At 38.2% G+C, this 18028-nt stretch carries 14 protein-coding genes; 1 reads left to right on the forward strand and 13 read right to left on the reverse strand.

Annotated elements, in window-relative coordinates:
- Positions 1–35: 35 nt before the first annotated feature.
- The 13 genes from HMPREF2988_RS00350 to HMPREF2988_RS00410 form a co-directional block, all read right to left on the reverse strand.
- Positions 36–950 (reverse strand): N-acetylmuramoyl-L-alanine amidase family protein, encoded by a 915-nt coding sequence (locus tag HMPREF2988_RS00350; protein WP_070769778.1) that lies wholly within the window; start codon positions 948–950, stop codon positions 36–38.
- 122 nt (positions 951–1072) lie between these two features.
- Entirely contained in the window at positions 1073–3364 is a 2292-nt protein-coding gene (locus tag HMPREF2988_RS00355; RefSeq protein ID WP_070769779.1) for a glycosyl hydrolase family 18 protein, read from the reverse strand.
- A 432-nt stretch (positions 3365–3796) separates the two neighbouring features.
- On the reverse strand, positions 3797–4375 hold the full coding sequence (locus HMPREF2988_RS00360; RefSeq protein ID WP_070769780.1) for a TetR/AcrR family transcriptional regulator: 579 nt from the start codon (positions 4373–4375) through the stop codon (positions 3797–3799).
- 19 nt (positions 4376–4394) lie between these two features.
- A complete protein-coding gene (locus HMPREF2988_RS00365; protein WP_002290906.1) occupies positions 4395–5063 on the reverse strand; it encodes an ABC transporter ATP-binding protein in 669 nt (222 codons plus the stop codon).
- Between the two features lie 14 nt (positions 5064–5077).
- Entirely contained in the window at positions 5078–6148 is a 1071-nt protein-coding gene (locus HMPREF2988_RS00370; protein WP_002290905.1) for an ABC transporter permease, read from the reverse strand.
- A 196-nt stretch (positions 6149–6344) separates the two neighbouring features.
- Entirely contained in the window at positions 6345–7709 is a 1365-nt protein-coding gene (locus HMPREF2988_RS00375; RefSeq protein ID WP_070769781.1) for an NAD(P)/FAD-dependent oxidoreductase, read from the reverse strand.
- Positions 7706–9265 carry an AcpB/EbpR/MafR family transcriptional regulator gene (locus HMPREF2988_RS00380; RefSeq protein ID WP_070769782.1) on the reverse strand — a complete coding sequence of 520 codons (1560 nt, stop codon included), beginning with the start codon at positions 9263–9265 and terminating at the stop codon, positions 7706–7708. The genes HMPREF2988_RS00375 and HMPREF2988_RS00380 overlap by 4 nt, the downstream gene beginning before the upstream one ends.
- Before the next feature lie 55 nt (positions 9266–9320).
- Complete coding sequence (locus tag HMPREF2988_RS00385) at positions 9321–11801, reverse strand: WxL domain-containing protein (protein WP_070769783.1); 2481 nt, start codon at positions 11799–11801, stop codon at positions 9321–9323.
- Positions 11785–12120, reverse strand: coding sequence for a hypothetical protein (locus HMPREF2988_RS00390; protein WP_002290899.1), 336 nt, complete (start codon positions 12118–12120; stop codon positions 11785–11787). The genes HMPREF2988_RS00385 and HMPREF2988_RS00390 overlap by 17 nt, the downstream gene beginning before the upstream one ends.
- 10 nt (positions 12121–12130) lie before the next feature.
- Positions 12131–13168: a WxLIP family cell surface protein gene (locus HMPREF2988_RS00395; protein WP_002340910.1), complete on the reverse strand. Its 1038-nt coding sequence runs from the start codon at positions 13166–13168 to the stop codon at positions 12131–12133.
- Between the two features lie 90 nt (positions 13169–13258).
- A complete protein-coding gene (locus HMPREF2988_RS00400) occupies positions 13259–13939 on the reverse strand; it encodes a WxL domain-containing protein (RefSeq protein ID WP_002318581.1) in 681 nt (226 codons plus the stop codon).
- A 283-nt stretch (positions 13940–14222) separates the two neighbouring features.
- On the reverse strand, positions 14223–15326 hold the full coding sequence (locus HMPREF2988_RS00405) for an alpha-hydroxy-acid oxidizing protein (RefSeq protein ID WP_002314634.1): 1104 nt from the start codon (positions 15324–15326) through the stop codon (positions 14223–14225).
- 221 nt (positions 15327–15547) lie between these two features.
- Entirely contained in the window at positions 15548–16018 is a 471-nt protein-coding gene (locus HMPREF2988_RS00410) for a DUF4809 family protein (protein WP_070769784.1), read from the reverse strand.
- 327 nt (positions 16019–16345) lie between these two features.
- Between HMPREF2988_RS00410 and HMPREF2988_RS00415 the strand changes: the two genes are divergently transcribed.
- Positions 16346–17986, forward strand: a complete 1641-nt coding sequence (locus HMPREF2988_RS00415; protein ID WP_002295057.1) for a malolactic enzyme — start codon at positions 16346–16348, stop codon at positions 17984–17986.
- The last annotated feature ends 42 nt before the right edge of the window (positions 17987–18028 follow it).

Genomic DNA, 18028 nt, shown 5'->3' on the forward strand with positions numbered 1-18028 from the left:
AAGCTGACCACTTCTGTCACAACCTCTTTCCTTATTTATTGCTGAAAATAGGTGGTCAATGCTTGTGTCAAACTTGCAGCGATCTGCTGCTGATAACTGTCTGTTACTAATTCCTCTAAATCACCATCATTATTCATATAACCCATCTCGACTAAAATAGAAGGTTGAAGATTTTCTCGAAGAACTTGATAGTTCCCAGTGGAGATTCCTCTTGAATCCAGAGGCAGATCAGTGAAGGAATCAGCGATTATTTGTGCTAATGTTTTCTCTTGTCCATAGTAATAATATGTCGTGATCCCAGTTGCTTCATTCGCATATTCCGTAGAGTCTGCGTGTAAACTGATAAAGACATCTGCCTTTTTTTCTTCACTGTAGTCGCATATATCTCCAAGCTGTACTAATTCATCTGTAGTGTGGGTCAAATAAACCGTTGCTCCAGCATCCTCTAGCGCCTTTTTTACTTTTATGGCTGTACTTAATGTTATATCCTTTTCTTCTGTTTGTTCATCATTGCTTAATGCCCCAGTATCATTTCCGCCATGCCCAGGATCTAATACAATCACTGCATCAGATAACTCTTTCGGTTTTGTTTGTATATTCTTTGTGACTTTGGTTCCATCTTCGAGGGCTAAATATCCAGTATAGCCATCATTTGTCTTGATCTGATAAGCATTTTTTGTTTCGGAAAGAAACTCCGTCAGTTCTCCGCCGTTTATAGTTGCTAATGGGGTCGTTAGCGAGTCATCTGTATATAGTGTACGGTCATTTTTTCCGATTTTGACTAATGTCTCTTGTTTTGTGTCATCAGATGATTCCTTTGTCTTTGTAACCGTACTGTTCGTACTGCTGACTGTTTGCCCAACTATCTTTTTTTGACCAAAAACATCTATTTGAAAACAGATAATAATGATAATGATTGCACATACAAAAGCTCCAATTATTTTTTTCATGCTTGACTCTCACCTCGTAGATCCAGACTAAGGGTCAAAACTTAAAATCAGCTTAAGTACGCAAAAAAGGAGCTGCGACAAACGTTTTGTCACAGCCCCGTGTTTTCAAATAAACAGCAAATTTAACCAATCAGTTCCCATGCGCCCCACTCATTAGAACCTGGTTCTTCCCCTTGATTCCACCACTTTGCCTGATAAACTTTCCCTTTATAAGTGACGATGTCTCCCTTGACATAAGCTTTTTCTGGGTTCCATTCTTCGTATTCTGGAGCAGGGTCTTCGCTTTTCGTTGTGATCGTTATCGGCAAGCTTTTCTCAGATACATTTCCAGAAGCGTCAAATGCACTGACTGTATAAGTGTACGGTGTATTTGTCTCCAAACCTGTATCTGTATATCGAGTATGAGCTGTTTGTGCTACACGCTGGCCATCACGATAGATGTAATAACCTGCCACCTGGTTATTGTCTGTTGATTCTTCCCAACTCAAAGTAACTCGTGTTCCTTGAATATCTGAAACAGCTAGATTTTCGGGTACAGATGGGGGTTGCGTATCGGATGGATCCGGTATCAGTTCTTTTCCATAGATGACTTGCCGATTGATTTCCGCTCCTTCATCTCCGATTCTTTGGACTAACGCAATATGGCCAATTCGATCGACTGTTGGATTCTCATCACTTGATCTTAATCTAAATTCATAAGAAGCATCTGGCTCGATATGCTTACCGTCATATACAGAAGCTAAATCAATCACGACATATCCATTTTCTATCGTTACTGTTCCAGCTTTGTAATCTCCCGCACTTAGACTTTCAGCTGAATGGATTGGAATATATAGTTTAGGGAATTTGATTGTTTCTTGGGCTAATTCCACTGCACTCAATACACTAGAAGTTTCGTTAAGCTGCTCGTTGTTCTTGATAGTGATGTTATAACCATTCGCACCATATTCACTATAAGTAGAAATATCCACATCAATCGCTAACGGGAAGGAAACTATTTCTTGTTCTGACAGTTTTTCGTCACCGAATAATCCTTGTTTGATTGCATTAGTCAGCTCGTCTCTCTTACTACTGTTGGTTTCCTTATCTTGTGATTGCATCCAGGAGATTACTCCACCTAATTCATTTTCTTTTACATATTCTGCTTTGTAGCTGACAGATTTGACATTGTCATAAGTAAAGAATTCTCCTGTTGTTTTACTGTACATATAAGGTGCTTTCGCTACATCATCCCAATATTCTTTTAAGTCTGCTGTTTGATCAATCAAATCAGCGATATTCCGATAAGGCCAGACGCCGCCAGCTCTACCACCATTTCCTGAAACGAGATCGTTTTTGTTTTTGGCACCGTAAGAAGGTGTTTGATCGGCATCTTGGTTGCTTGCTTTTGCTGATTGGAACAAACCAGGTAGCTCTTTGTTATCCCCGCTTTCTACCTCATGCCAGCCGCGTGTATAAAAAGCTGCACCAATCACGATTTTGTCGGAAGGAGCTCCTTCTTTTTGTAAAAATTTGACTGTCTGATCGACAGAAAGACCTTCTTCATAATTAGGATCAGCTGGATTGCCATATAGTGCCGTATGGTGAGCACTGTTTGGACTCCATGCCCCATTCAAATCATAGGTCATGATATTGGCAAAATCGACCACAGAGAATAATTTAGGAATGTCAATCCCATCATTTAATTTTTCTCTGGAAGAAGGAAGCGCTACAGATAATTCATATGTTTTCCCTAACTTTTTTCCTTGTTGATCAATTGACTCGCGAATCTCTTTTAAAAGCATGATGTAATTCTCTTTGTCTTCCGGTTTGGCATGTGGTGTTCCTTCATCGTTTACATTATCTACTAGATCTGGCTGACGGACATCAGCTGGATATTCCCAATCGACATCGACAAAATCCATATTGGTATACTTAATAAATTTCGTGATATTTTCTACTAGATTTTTACGTTTTACTGGATCAGCTGCCACTTCTGAAAAGTCTCCTGATTTTGACCATCCGCCTAAAGATACGCCTATTTTTAGATTTTTATTTTTGCCGCGTAAATCTTGAATTGCATTCAAAATCCCAGAACTTGGTGTGTTCCATCCTACGCCAGGTTGTTCTAAAGATGCACCTACAGCAGCATCTGCATCTGTAAATGTCAGATTCCCCTCGCTATCAAAATCTAAAAAGGCAAAGTTCAAATGTGTTAGCTGATCCGCTGGAATATCTTGAGGAATAAATTTCCCTTCACCATCCCAGATGGACCAATCTCCATAATACATGACATTCCGGTATTCTTTTGCTTGAACAACTTGAGCTGTTTCTTCGGCATAGACAGAGTCTTTTTGTCCTAATAACGGAGATGTGACAGACATCACCGAAGAAAATAACATTACGGCTAAACTGATTTTTTTCATTTTTGACATATTTTGAACCCTCCTTTTGTCTATTCGTTATGATTCATCCACCAAATAAATAGTTTCTTTCATTCTACAACTAATTAATTATTTGTGTTATTAAATAAAAACACCTCCTAGATCATCGACAGAACAAACGCACCAGAAACATTGACTTTATAATTACAACTAAATAGTAACATTCTAGAATTCTGTTTGCAAACGTTTTCTTTTATATTGTTTTCGTTATTTATAAGTAAACAAAAACTACTTTTTAGTTAAATCCCTTTTGATAACGATTCAATTAGAATGAAATAATAAATAAAATATCCCTTGATAATTATGAGAGAATAACAAAGTTTTATGCATGAAAAACTAGCCGTATAAAAAAGAAACAAGATACAACGATTTTCGTCATATCTTGTTTCTTTACCTAACTGTTTTTCTCCACATATAACAGCTTTACGTTTGTCCTAATACACCATTCAAATATAAATCGATCAATTGTGCCACATTTAGCGGTTCTTCTACAGGTCTTTTTGATCGAGTGATGTACGGTGCCAACACTAAGAAAAAATGCCTTGCTGCAATTTCTTTGGAAATCCCACTTCTTAACACGGATTGGTTTGTTGAAAAAATTTCTTCAAATGGTTCACGATAATTTTTCTTCCATAGAAAGAAAAGATGATCTCTCGTTTCATTAGAAAGATTGCTCTCAAGGTCGTGAAGCATCAGAAATAAATCAACAAGATGCGTCTCAATCAAAAATTGAGCCATTTTTGTCAACATCACTTGAAATGTCGTTTCGCTTGTTTGGACGATTTCTCTCAACGCTTTCCCAACATCTTCTAAGTGCTTTTCTAATACTGCTGTATATAACTTTTCTTTATCACTAAAATAGTGATAAAGATTGGGCTGGGTGATCCCAACTTTTTGTGCGATCTCTCTTGTTGAAGTACCAAGATAGCCCTTGGACATGAACAAGTCAGCCGCTTCTTTTAAAATTTTTTGTTGCGTGTCTTTATTGTATCGATGGACCATTTTTCCACCTACTTTTTGGTTATTCTTTTTCTTTCAATACACCATCTTCCATCATAAATATTCTATCGCATTTGTCAATCAACCGTGTGTCGTGCGTCACCATGATCGTTGCTTTATTTTTTTCTTTTGATTCTTTTGCCAAAATATCGACTACTTCTCTTGCCTTTTCTGAATCCAAACTGGCAGTTGGTTCATCTGCTAGAATAATAGACGGATCATTGTACAATGCACGAGCAATTGCCACCCTTTGTCTTTCACCACCAGATAGTTCTTCTGGATACTTGTTGATCAGCTTATCCACGCCAAGCTGCTCAAATAATTCTTTTGCTTCTTTTTGCCGATGTTCATGTTTGATTTTATCTACTAATAATAACTGCTTTTTTACTGTCAGAAAAGGAACCAGATTTGATGCTTGCAAGATAAAACCAATTTCTTTGAAGCGGAGTTTAACACGTTCGCTTTCTTTTTGATTACTGAATTCCTGATCATTGATAAATACAGAGCCGCTGCTAGGTGTCTGCAATCCGCCTGCTAAAGTCAAAAAGGTACTTTTTCCTGAACCCGAAGGACCGATGATCGCAACAAATTCCCCTTTATCGATACTCATCGTTGTTTCTTTCAATGCTTTTACTACTTGGTCGCCATCTTGGAAACTTTTTTCTACTTCTTTAAATTCTATTGCTTTCATGTTCTTCCTCCTTCTTATCCAATGGCCTTCAGCGGATCGATTTTCACGATCGTCCGAACAGAAAATAGTGCGCCTAACACAGCCACTACCAACATCAACAAGCTAATGACGCCAAAAAATAGCCAATTGCTTTGGAATGGAACCGCATCAGGTAGAACAAGAGATGTTCCCACTGTTCCCACTAGACCAAGAAGAATACCAACAAAGGATAAAATGAATGTTTGTGCCACTACAGAGCGTGCAATAAATCCTCCCGTGATTCCTTGGGCTTTCATTACACCAAAGATATTGATTTTTTGCATCGTCAGTACATAAATAAAAATCCCGATCACGATAGCCGCAATAACAATCAAAAAGCCAATCATAAACCCAAAAGTCAATACTTGTGCATTGTATCCAGGTAATTCATTGATGAATTTAGAAATTTTGATCTGTTCCAAGTCTTCAGGTAAATCGTTGATTTTTCCTCTGACAACTATTGCATTGATCCGTGCATTCTCACTTGTGTCTTCTTTTTCGAAACGGATTTGTTGGTAAGCATTAATGGTCGTATAAAGAACCGGTGAAACATTAAACTTGGCATGATCCGTAAAACCAGTTAGTTTAAACGTCTTATCACTACCAGATAACTTGACCGTATCTCCTACGGCTAGACCATATTCTTCCTTCAGGCTACTATCGCCTATTGCCTCATCATCGTTATTAAAAGCTTTTCCTTCAACAAGATTCGGCATGATGAACTGATCTTTATCGATACCAAAGAAGCTAACATTGATTTTTCCTTCATCTGTACTGTCTTTACTAGTCACGACTCCTGGAGTTTGGGCAAGATAGGCCACTTTTCCACCTTCGACTTCTTCTGCGGTCTTCTTAGTAATCATGGACATCCCTAGATTTGAATTTGCATCTTTCGATAGAACGATCGAATCTGCCTCCCACTTGTCAACCGCCGTTCGATTGTCTTGAGCTAAGCCATAAGCTAACCCGGTCAAAAAAAATACCAAGTAGGCGATTAAAAACATCACCCCTGCAACTAATGCGTAACGTAACTTTGAATGCATAATTTCATTTAATGCTAAAAACATTTAATTCCTCCTCTTGAAATAATTATTTTATACAATAATTTTATCACTTGATAAATTTTTGGCGAATATTATGCTCAAAATACATTTTCGCTTTTTTATTATCTCTCCTTATGATGTCTAAACGCTTTTTAGTTAGTATTTTCAGTTTTTTTATTATAAAAATAGCATTTCACATAATAAAAGACCGTGATGTTTCTCACGGTCTTTTTTCTACTCTATTGCGATTGGCTCTCTTAGCTAGTACTTTAAAAGCTAACTCATTGAGATAGTGGAAACGTGGGGTATATTCAGCCAAAAATCCAAAGTTTTCAACTGCTAACTGTGGAATCGTGTTTTTTTGTTTCACGATATCAGCAAGCAAGTTCAAATCTGATAATAAAAATTCTTGGCTTATCAGCTGTCCGCCAATGATTTCTAATGTATCTGGATGATAGATCAGCTTTGCATTTACTGTTTTATTTTCTTCATAGTATTGTGGAAATAGGTCAAACTCTCCTGAACAAGAACAGGCACTTTGTTCCAAAAATGGTGCTTCGTCTTCTGTCAACCCAACAGTTCCTAAAAAGTGGTCGGTAATGACCGTTGCTGTTATCTTTTGTTTGAGATCATAAGCAGTCGGCTGCTCGCACAAAGTCAACGCTACCGCTCTCGCCATATGTACAGCTCGAGTAACTAAGGGCAAAAAAAGATGCCGTTCTTTTTTGTCAAAACTGACTGGAACGATATCGCCAATCGCATAGATATCCGAATCACTTGTCTGCAGGTATTCATTGACCATCACAGTGTCGTCCTCATACAATGCCACTTTGTCTTTTAACAATGACGTATTTGGACAAGTTTGAGCAGAAAAAATGACGATATCTGCCTTCAGTGTTTGAGACAAAAGTTGTACGGATACTACTTCTTCTCCTGATTTTTTCCAATCAATCAAAAATTCATTTGGATGAAAGTTGATTTGCTTGTTTTTCAGCTGATTTTGAAAACTGCCAATCATATCTTTATCGAAATATCTTGATAAAACATTCGGCATGTAATCAACTAAATGAATCATATGTCCCTTATTTCTCAAAGCATCTGCTAATTCTAACCCAATATAACCAGCACCAAAAATCACTACTTCTTTTGCTTCTTTCAAAGCGGCAAGTACTTGTTTAGATTGCACTAGATTTTTATAGGTGTAGACATTTTCAGCTTCAATTTGTTTATATAAAGTAGCAGGAGATGAACCTGTTGCCACGATTAGTTTATCATAGGTTAGGGTTTCTTTTTTTCCTTCCTCAGAAGTGAGGATGAGCTGATGTTTGTCTGGATCAAGTTCAGTTACTCTCCATTCGGTGATCAGTTTTGCACCACTTGCTTGAAGAGTCCGCTCGTTGTTTGCAGCTTCAGCTAAACTATGTATCTTTCCTTTTAAATAAAGATTGATTCCATTTGAAACATAGCCTAATCCATCTTTGTGATTTTCATCGATCAACAGAACTTCTGCCTCCGGTTGAAGTTTGCGTAGATTTAGGGCAGCGGTGATGCCTGCATGGGAAGCACCAATGATCACGATTTTCATGTTTTATTCATCCTTAAATTCAATTTTTCTAAATAGCATTCTTTTAAAAATTGGTTCAAATAGGGAAAATCATAGTTAAATTCATTACTCGTAAATACAAAAACTTTAGCGGACTTCTGTGACGGGTATTCTTTCAATTGGCTAGTCAAAATGACATCATATTGCTTGTCTTTCTCGTATTCCACTAAATCATATTTGATCGTATTCAACAACTGTTCTTGAATGATTTCTTTCACGATATCCGCCATTAGCCTTTCGTACGGAAGATCATAAGCAATTTGCAAGCGCAATTCCAATTGCTTGATTAGCGTTCGTAAAATAGATGCATAGCGAGCAAATAATTCAAAACGGGCATTTTCCTCGTCTGCTTCAGTAAAATCCACAATAGCAAATGTTTGTCTGACCAGTCTTTCACATAAAACAAGGAATTGTTTATCTTCTACTTCAGTTAACCGTTGTTTCAATCCTTCTTGACCAAAAATATTCATCCATCCTCTAAAATAGGCAAAATGAGCGTGATTTTGCATCACTGTCAACGCAATCTTTTGCGAAATCTCTTCTGGAAAAACATAGAAAGAAAAATATTCTTCTATCGATTGTTTAAACGTTCGATTCAATTGAGCCACTACGTCATCTTTGTATTTTTCGCTTATCAAAAATTCCTGAACATGTGAATTATGTGTATCTAATGTAAAGTTACTGATCATGAAAAGATAAAAAACCAACGTTTCGTTTTGATTCCAAGGAAAGGCATATTGAAAGAAATAACGGGTCAAAAATGTATGAAGCTCCAATAAAAATTGTGTCGTTTGAAACAATCCAACAGGAAGATTACTATAATCTGGTTTGGCTTTTTTCGTACAGCGCATCCGTTTCTTCATAATGGAAAGCCATATTTCAAATTTCAGTCGCCCTTCTTCTGTAATGGCAAAACTGAACTCTTTTTGTAGCAGATCTAAAAAAGTGTTTCCTGATAAATCGCTGTATTCTTTTTTATTTTCAAGGTAGGGGCGACCAAACCAAAATAATTGAAAATAGAAATAGCGGATTTGATTTTCTGGGCCAGTCAAACGCCCGCTTTTTATTTTCAAATGAAACTCTTTTAAAGAATCATTTAATTCCTTCACTCTACGCGACAAAGTAGCCGAACTGATATTAAGTTCCATAACAAGTTTCTGCCGATCAAATGAGCCATATTCTAACAGATAAAGAAGGATTTGATATTTTGTAGAATAGCGCAAATAGCAATGATAATAAACATCGATAGCTGCTATATTGCCATGTCTGATCAATAAAATGTATCCTTCTTGGATAACGATTTCCAGTTGTTCGATGTTTTCTAAACTAGCTTGTAAATAAAATAAATCTTCTTTCAAGGTAGACCGATCGATTGATAAGCGGGCTAGTACGTTATTAACAGAGATCTCTCCTTTTTCCTCTAATAAAAGTTGAAAAAGTTTGATTTGCCGTTGTTCATTTTTTTCAAGCAAACTGAAAAGTTCCAAGTCCACTCCTCCAAGCATTTCTGATTTTAACAGCAGAAGTTTCCTTCTCATCCTTGAAAAAGAGGATCTGCGACAGTTGTCACAGATCCATACAAATTCTGATCACTTAGCTGATTGGCCCAGCTGACAGTTCCCATGTGATCGTGCCTTGATACCTTACGCCAGGTTGAGCGTTCGTACTGCTATTTACCTCTAAGAGTAAACCATCGGTATCGGGAAAGTCAACGAGAACCTCTCCTTTAGCTGTGCCATCACTTTGATAAATCATCGTGTTTTGTCCTTGTTGGATCAATTGCTTTGAACCAGCATGATTAAAGTACAATTTTGTTCCGCTTAATTCTTGACCTTGATCATTCTTAAATGAAGAAGTCAATGTACCTGTCAGTTGCCAAGGAGACGTGCTTGGAAGCCGAGTATCCCGTACATCAAAAGAAAAATCGCCTTTTGCTTCATAATAACTTGTCTTCAACGGTTTGGGGAGATCGTTGCCAAATGTAAAATCATCTGGTACATCAACTAATGTCAATTCTTGTTTGGGGACAAGAATTGTTTTGGAAGATGTTTGGACAACTGGATTAGGAAGCTTAGCACCATCTGCTAATGTAATATTGCTAGAAAGTACAGCTGCCTTTGTCGGTATGCTGACAGATTGCACAGAAGTATCTACAGTATTTAATTGATAGTTGTAAGTAAGATGAATAGTATCGCCGACTTTGCTCAATAAATCTGCTGGGACAGATACTCCTTGTTGAACGCTGGTATCTGCGACAGTTGTACCATTTAATTTTAAGGTACCATTGATATAAGTAGTATTTTCTGGAAGTGAGATCGTGATTTTTTTGTCGGTGATCGCATCCCCAGATTTTGTCAACGTGAATGTCACATTTTCTTGTATCGTATCCCCTGATAGTGCAGATAAGGGAGTTCCTTCATCCGGTTGTCTGCTAAGATTTTTTAGCTGGCTGTCTGCACTCACTGATGGAAAATTAGCCACTGTTATTTGGGGAAGAGTGGTGATTCCCGCTTGTTCAGACTGCCATTTGTACGCAAAAGAAGGATACAGGTTAGTAAGTACGTCGTCCACCAAGCGATAATCAAAATAATATTGCCCTGAAGCCAATGCAGGTAGTGTAGAAGTAGCTGTAGTTGTGCCGCCATTATTTGATGAGATCGTTTGGAAAAGTTGATCTGTCCATCCTGCCGCTAATTTTTGGGTTCCTTTCGAATAAAGCCTGTAATGGATCGACCCCGTTTTTAATTCAGTTGCTGACCAATTGGCCATGACTTGGTACGGCGCAGGAGAAAGGAGCTTTCCCCACTGACTATCAGCTGTTAAGTTTGTTGGTAAAACCGTACCGTCTAGCTTGTACTGCTCCAATACCTTTAAAGCAACGGGAGAAAGCAATCCACCTTGCGCATCTTTCCCGCTATATACAATATTGGTTGACTGATTCAATCCACTTGTGCTTGCTGGAGTATGAGTCAGTGTTGCTCCTTGTGTGACGTTTTTCCCTGTAAAATAATTGACTACACGATCAAAGCGAGTAGATGGTAGTTGATCAAAACGTCCTTCAGTCAACCCCATCGTTAGTGTTCGATTATTGGTTGAGCCTGGAAGGTTCTGGTTATTCCCATCCACGTATTCTGTAGTATCAGCAAATGTATTATATTTTCCTGTTGAATCACTTGGTGAAATGTAACTATTCCACGTATTTATCTCTGCACTTGCAGAAAATGCATACGCTCCTGGATTCAATTTTCCACCAGTTAATTTAGGATAAAATCTACCTGCAGCTGGAGCTAAGATCGAATTGAACATACGATCTTGGATAATATTATTCGAGTCATAAAAATCAACAGAAAAAATAGCTTTTTTAGATATAGAAGGTTGTAATTTACCTTTGGTCAAAATTTTGTTTGGACTCGTATCATATTTATCTCCGTTTTCTGTCATCTTCGCGACATTAGCTGTAATATCAAATTGAAGCGGGACATCGTCAACATTGAACTCGCCTCGCGTAATAATAGCGATGATATCTGGCAGGAGAGTATTTGTATCCCACGAACCCATCCCAAAACGTAAAGTATGGCTTCCTGCTGATAATAAACTTCCGCTAGTAACCTTGATGGGGGCACCGGCAATATACAAGTAGGCGTTGTTCCAGTCAATTGCTTTTAATACATCACTACTTGATACATGTTCCGGTAAATTGATGATTGCAACGAAGGCAAAACCTTGTGCAGTGATATTCACCAAATCAAGTACATTTGTTAGTTTCACATGACTTTCCCAATGAAAACGGACCGTGCCACCTTTCCAAGGATCATTTGAACCATCGTTTAAATAAGTAGCAGTCAATTTAGGCAACTGGTTAGCCCCAGTTAGTTGGACAAGCTTCCCGCCATTCACTGCACTACGTCCACCATTTGGAGGTACGATATTTTCGTATGTGTACGGATCATAAGAAATGGTAGGAGGCGTTGCTCCAACAGCTTCTGCCGAAGGTGAAAAGATAAATATACTTAAAACAAAAAGCGAAGTAAAAAAGAAGGAGCGAAAAAATGTAAATTTATTTTGTAGCAACATGTTCATCCTCCTTTTCCTTTCTTCTCCATAACAACAACCACACAAGAAGCCATAATTCTATACCAATGATCAAATAAAGAAAACGGATCCTTTGTTCATTCGTCTCCGGAAATACGCCATGTTGATTAGCCTCTTTATAAATCGATGGCTGTGTCTGCTGTTTTGATGTGCCATTGACTGAACCACTTGGATGCGGAACTGGACTTAGATCATAAAATGTAATCGTGCCTGAACTTTTGGTATCTGCTTGGACTGGCTCTTGCCAGCTGAAGAACAGCAAACTTGCAATAATCCCTCCTAATAAGATTGATGCTTTCAACGAAATCACCTCATCGTGTTGTTTCTCCTTTTTTCTTTTTCTTGTGGATCCACAAAAACAGCAAAATCAACAGTAATACAAGAACTGCAGCAACCAATCCTGCATAAAGCCATGGGAAAGATTGTTCTTGTACTGCAAAAACGGAATTTTCATTTACTTTCTGTGCTTTTTCTTTTTTGATCGTAAAGTTTTGTGTAAATCGCCATTCATTACTGTCACCTGATTTTGCTATGATTTCTGCGCGGTAATCGCCGGCTTTTGCTTTATCACCAGCTAAATCAAGATTCAAGTGAAAATTCGAATTTGGTGCAACTAAAAATGCATTAGACGTATTTTCAATATAAAGCTGATTTTCATAATAGATCTTGCTCGTAAATATCAAATTGCTGATAATCGTAGGCTGAGGATTTTGGAAACGAAGCTGGACAGTGGGCTTTGCATTGACCTCGTTCAAATCTCCTGATAAAAGTTTCAGATCCGGTTCTATCGTCTCTTGACTTTCTTGTAAAACGACTGCGAGATTATAAGCAATACGATTTTTTATTTGTGCACCTTCTGTAGCATTTTCTGTTTCAGCTTCTTCTTTAGGTGAAACATGAATACCCGCTAATACACGTCCCTTAAAGCTTTTAGCTGGGATTTTTACTTCTACAGGTACAGTTGTTTCAGCATGCGCTGGTACATTGACTTCCTTTTTGGCAACGGTCAAAACGTCACGGACATCAAACGGCAAGGTCCCATCTAGCGTTGGATTTTTTTGACTATAATCGATCGTTCCACCATCACTCGTTACCGCCGGATTAACAGAGACCTCAAATGTTCGTTCTTGATCTAAAGAATTGCTGATAATTACTTCCAGTGTCTGATTTTGTTCCGGTGCCACTAATAAATCAAAATAACCGATTGCTTTATCTATTTGATTCTCTGGAAATACCGGTTTGATCCCAAAGTCTCCTGCTGAATCCTCTGCTTGACTGATTGACGGAAAAATGAAAAATAGACTTAAAATAGAAAAAAACGAAACAAACAGTCGTTTACTTTGATTCATTGTCCACCACATCCTTTCAACAACAACTGCGGTAAAAAGATTCTTCACCCATAGTATTTTCACCGCAGTTTGTTGAATTCATTTCATATTCTATGCTACTGGGCCAGCCACGAGGTTCCAAGTCAAATCAGCCGTGAATGTTCCAGCTGCTGCTTTAGGTACTTTCAGCGTGATATTTGCTGGATCATAAACAGAAAGCCATGTTCCTAGACCTTGGTCTTTTGCTGCTGTAAATATTGGTGTCGCTGCACTTGCTTTACTTAATCCAGTCACAGCTTGACTAGTTGGTGCAGTGGCTTCGTTATCTGAGGTACTTTTCACAGTGGATGTCCCAAAATCCAATTCAGCCCCTTGCAAAACTTGTGAACCGTTTACAAAATCTGAAACCGAAACTGTCACGTTCCATCCTTGCGCTTGCCCGTCTGCACCTACACCTCGACGATCTGATACTTGAAGATAAGGTGTATCATTTTTTGAAGCGTCTATTTGATATGTTTTTGTTCCGCTTTCAATCTCGTGTGTACCAAACGGCAATTCGGGAACTACATCCAGCGTTAAAGGACCTGTCTGGCCAGTTCCTGGATTTTCCGGATCTGCCGGCTCTACTGGTTTAGAAGGATCAGTAGGATCAAGGGGTACGACAGTATTTGTTGGCTCAGTAAAGGTAATATCTCCTTTTGAAGTTGCTTGACCTTCAGCAAAAGCTGGGGTTGCCAAGCCGCCTAGAAGAAGTGTTGAAAGTAATAATGTCCCAATCATGTTCTTTTTCATAATAAATCACTCCTTTTTCTTAGTGACCTAAGTATAGTAGAGACAGCATGCAAAAAATCCTCATGAATTCATCCGCTTACTTGAAATTCTGACCCTTTTTGTATAAAAGAGAAAAAAGCAATAAAATCGTTTACATGAATATTCTTATTTTTTTATTAAGTATGAAAAAACATTTCAATTTTCTTTTTTTCATTTCAACTTATTCTATTAATGCTTCTCTGACCCATACAAATAGGAGTACGGCATCAACTGCCGCACTCCTATTGTTTTCGTCATTTGTATCTTAAATAAAACGATTCTCACGCAATTTTATTTTTTTGATATCTTCTACTGTTTGTGTTCCAGCTAATTGCATGACCATTTCCAATTCTGTTTTAAAGAAATCAAACACTTGACGGACTCCTGTGCTTCCTCCTAAAGACAATCCATAAATAACGGGTCTGCCAATAGCAACAAGATCTGCACCTGATGCGATTGCTTTGAAAACATGCTGTCCGCGTCGTACACCGCTGTCAAACACGATTGGTACACGTTTATCTACTGCTTCTGCCACATATTGCAACGAATCAAACGCTGCTGGACCACCATCTAGTTGACGGCCACCATGATTAGATACCCAGATTCCGCCAGCACCAGATTCTAATGAACGATAGACATCTTCTTCTGACTGGACACCTTTCACATAGACTGGCAAATCAGAATGAGCAGCAATAAATTCTACATCTTTTGGACTAAGCTTCTGTTTGGAAGATTTGTACACAGCATCCATCGTTTGGCCTACTCCTGATTGATAAGCCTGAACGATCGGCATTGGCAGTGGGAAGGTAAACCCATTTCTGCGGTCTGTTTCACGGTTTCCGCCAACTGTTGCATCCGCTGTCAATACGATTGCTTTTGCTCCATTACGCTTGGCCACTTCAAGAATATCCAAATTGATCCCATCATCTTTGCTCATATAAAATTGAAACCATTGCGGTGCTTTCTCCCCGCCTGCTTCTCTTATCTCTTCTAATGTACAAGAAGCGTAAGAACTTGCTGTATAGATCGTCCCAAAATCTGCTACACCTTTTGCAGAAGCTTTTTCCGCCTTCACATGAGCTAAGCCATGAGCAGCAACTGGTGCCATGATGATTGGTGCAGTCAGCGTTTCTTCGTCAAAATGTGTAGTTGTATCGGGTAATTCTACATCTCTTAATACATGAGGAATAATCAGCTGATGATTGAATGCCCGTTCATTTTCTTGATAAGTAAATAAGTCGCCAGCACCACTGCTGATGTAACCATAACCACCAGCTGGAATCACTTGTGAAGCGGCTATTTCTAAATCTTCCATATTGATAAAATCCACTATTCCTTCATTTGTACCTGCTTGATACGTTTTTTCCATTTCAATGCCTTCCCTCTATAAAAAATTGAATGAATAATATGATAGCGTTTACACATTTTATATTACTCTTCCGTATTGATACAGGCAAATAATCTGTTTACATTTCAGTCATTCCAGTTGTTACTACTCTGAAAGAAATGTTTAGAACACAAATAGATAAAAAACGATGGGACTTTGACAAAAGTCGTGTCAAAGTCCCTTTTACGAAATACTGTGGATGCCTATTGAAATAAGTGCGGGTTGTTTCTTTGTGTTTCAATCGTTTCTTGCCATTCTTCGTTTAATTTTGGATTACCGTTTTCTTCCTTGAACGCATAAGGTCCCAATTCAAAAAGCTCAGTTAGTATTTGATTCACGATTCCATATAGCTCGGTGTGATCGGACACATGATTATTGAAGATCATCTCATTATCACCACGTTTGAATCTCACATTCGGGCTCTCATGATGAACCTCTATGCAGTTTTCCCCTTTTTTTAACTGACGGATTTCTGAAAACATCTCATAAATATCTTCTCCAATAAAACCTTCAGCAAGCGCCAGACTGTCCACAAGACCGCCTACTGTCAACTCAGAGATTATCGCTTTGTTGGCACCAAGCTTTAATGTATAGCTTGTTGCTTCTACTACGCCGCATGCATTGCAACCACCTTCTGATAGTTCGCTTTTTCTGATCAATTGAACTTCTTTCATTTTCTGATCCTCCTCTTAGTTTTCTACTTATGTATTTTTTATCACCTGACGTAAGTGAACTTTATCGTCACGATCACGTGATTTATTCTTCAGAGATTCTATTTATTAACATATCTTTTATTCTTCTACTTTTCTTTCTTTAGCATATAAGAGATACGCATAGTAATCAAGCAAGGATTGTTGATATAAAAAGAACAAATACCGCTATTTTGATTTCTTTTGACTCTATTACTCATATAAATAAAATTTATTATACCTGCTCTTTTTGACTATATCCTCATCTGACTCCTATACTTCGTTTGTATTAAAACTTAGGAGGAATCATTCATGCTTACAGGGTTAAACTTATTAAATAATCCTTTTCTAAATAAAGGAACAGCTTTTACAAAAGAAGAACGGGCAAAATACGGAATCACTGGTATGCTTCCAAGTACTGTCCAAACATTGGAACAACAATCTGTCCAAGCTTACGGTCAATACTTAAGCAAACAGACCGATTTGGAAAAACGTATCTTCTTAATGAATCTATTCAATACGAACCGGACATTGTTTTATAAATTGATGGGCGAACATTTAGTTGAATTCATGCCTGTCGTTTATGATCCTGTCGTTGCGGATTCAATCGAACAATACAACGAAATTTTCTTGAAACCACAAGATGCTGCATTTCTTTCAATCGACGAACCAGAAAATATCAAAGCAAGTTTGAAAAACGCAGCAGATGGACGCGACATTCGTTTGATCGTTGTGACAGATGCAGAAGGAATCTTAGGTATGGGTGACTGGGGTGTGAACGGTGTTGACATCGCTATCGGTAAATTGATGGTCTACACTGCTGCGGCTGGTATCAATCCTGCACAAGTCTTGCCTGTATCGATTGACGCTGGTACTAATAACGAAGAATTATTGAATAATCCATTATACTTAGGGAATCGTCATGCTCGTGTAGAAGGCGAAACTTACTACGAATTCATTGATCAATTCGTTCAATCAGCTACTGAATTATTCCCAGAATTGTTATTACATTGGGAAGATTTTGGACGAGGAAATGCTGCAACGATTTTAGAAAAATACGAAGATAAAATCACTACTTTCAATGATGATATCCAAGGCACAGGAATCGTTGTACTAGCTGGTGTATTAGGTGGATTGAATATATCAGGTGAGCAATTGAAAGATCAAACGATCTTGACATTTGGTGCTGGTACTGCTGGTGTAGGTATCGCAAACATCCTTTTAGATGAAATGATCCGTCAAGGTGTACCTGAAGAAGAAGCACGCCAACATTTCTATCAAGTAGATAAACAGGGTTTATTGTTTGAAGATACAAAAGGGTTGACTCCTGGTCAAATCCCATTCGCTCGTAAACGCTCAGAATTCACTAATGCTGATGAATTGACAAACTTAGAAGCAGTTGTAAAAGCAATCCATCCAACGATCATGATCGGTACTTCTACCCAACCTGGAGCATTCACTGAAGAAATCGTGAAAGAAATGGCGGCTCATACCCCACGTCCAATCATCATGCCTTTGTCTAATCCAACAAAATTGGCAGAAGCAAAAGCAAAAGATTTGATTGAATGGACGGACGGAAAAGCTTTAGTTGGAACAGGTATCCCTGCTGCTGATGTGGAATATAACGGTGTAACTTACCAAATCGGTCAAGCAAATAATGCGTTGATGTACCCAGGTTTAGGGCTTGGTTTGATTGCTTCAACAGCTACACGAGTAAATGCTGAAATCATTTCTCAAGCTAGTCGAGCATTAGGCGGAATCGTTGATGTAACAAAACCAGGAGCAGCTATCTTGCCTCCAGTAGCAAAAATCACTGAATTCTCTCAAACGATTGCTGAAACTGTCGCAAAATCAGTTGTTGCACAAAAATTGAATCGTGAAGAAATCACGGATATCAAAGAAGCTGTTGAATCTGCTAAATGGGTTCCTGAATATAAATCTTTAGAAGATTAAGATTGTTATAGTAAAAGAACATACAGAAACTTTGTATGACGT

The sequence above is a fragment of the Enterococcus sp. HMSC061C05 genome (genome assembly GCF_001814765.1).
GTDB classification, from domain to species: Bacteria; Bacillota; Bacilli; order Lactobacillales; family Enterococcaceae; genus Enterococcus_B; species Enterococcus_B lactis.

Excerpts from the sequence above, each read along its gene's own strand:
- HMPREF2988_RS00350 (WP_070769778.1), bottom strand. The coding sequence starts at position 950 with ATGAAAAAAATAATTGGAGCTTTTGTATGTGCAATCATTATCATTATT.
- HMPREF2988_RS00355 (WP_070769779.1), bottom strand. The coding sequence starts at position 3,364 with ATGTCAAAAATGAAAAAAATCAGTTTAGCCGTAATGTTATTTTCTTCG.
- HMPREF2988_RS00360 (WP_070769780.1), bottom strand. The coding sequence starts at position 4,375 with ATGGTCCATCGATACAATAAAGACACGCAACAAAAAATTTTAAAAGAA.
- HMPREF2988_RS00365 (WP_002290906.1), bottom strand. The coding sequence starts at position 5,063 with ATGAAAGCAATAGAATTTAAAGAAGTAGAAAAAAGTTTCCAAGATGGC.
- HMPREF2988_RS00370 (WP_002290905.1), bottom strand. The coding sequence starts at position 6,148 with ATGTTTTTAGCATTAAATGAAATTATGCATTCAAAGTTACGTTACGCA.
- HMPREF2988_RS00375 (WP_070769781.1), bottom strand. The coding sequence starts at position 7,709 with ATGAAAATCGTGATCATTGGTGCTTCCCATGCAGGCATCACCGCTGCC.
- HMPREF2988_RS00380 (WP_070769782.1), bottom strand. The coding sequence starts at position 9,265 with ATGAGAAGGAAACTTCTGCTGTTAAAATCAGAAATGCTTGGAGGAGTG.
- HMPREF2988_RS00385 (WP_070769783.1), bottom strand. The coding sequence starts at position 11,801 with ATGTTGCTACAAAATAAATTTACATTTTTTCGCTCCTTCTTTTTTACT.
- HMPREF2988_RS00395 (WP_002340910.1), bottom strand. The coding sequence starts at position 13,168 with ATGAATCAAAGTAAACGACTGTTTGTTTCGTTTTTTTCTATTTTAAGT.
- HMPREF2988_RS00400 (WP_002318581.1), bottom strand. The coding sequence starts at position 13,939 with ATGAAAAAGAACATGATTGGGACATTATTACTTTCAACACTTCTTCTA.
- HMPREF2988_RS00405 (WP_002314634.1), bottom strand. The coding sequence starts at position 15,326 with ATGGAAAAAACGTATCAAGCAGGTACAAATGAAGGAATAGTGGATTTT.
- HMPREF2988_RS00410 (WP_070769784.1), bottom strand. The coding sequence starts at position 16,018 with ATGAAAGAAGTTCAATTGATCAGAAAAAGCGAACTATCAGAAGGTGGT.
- HMPREF2988_RS00415 (WP_002295057.1), top strand. The coding sequence starts at position 16,346 with ATGCTTACAGGGTTAAACTTATTAAATAATCCTTTTCTAAATAAAGGA.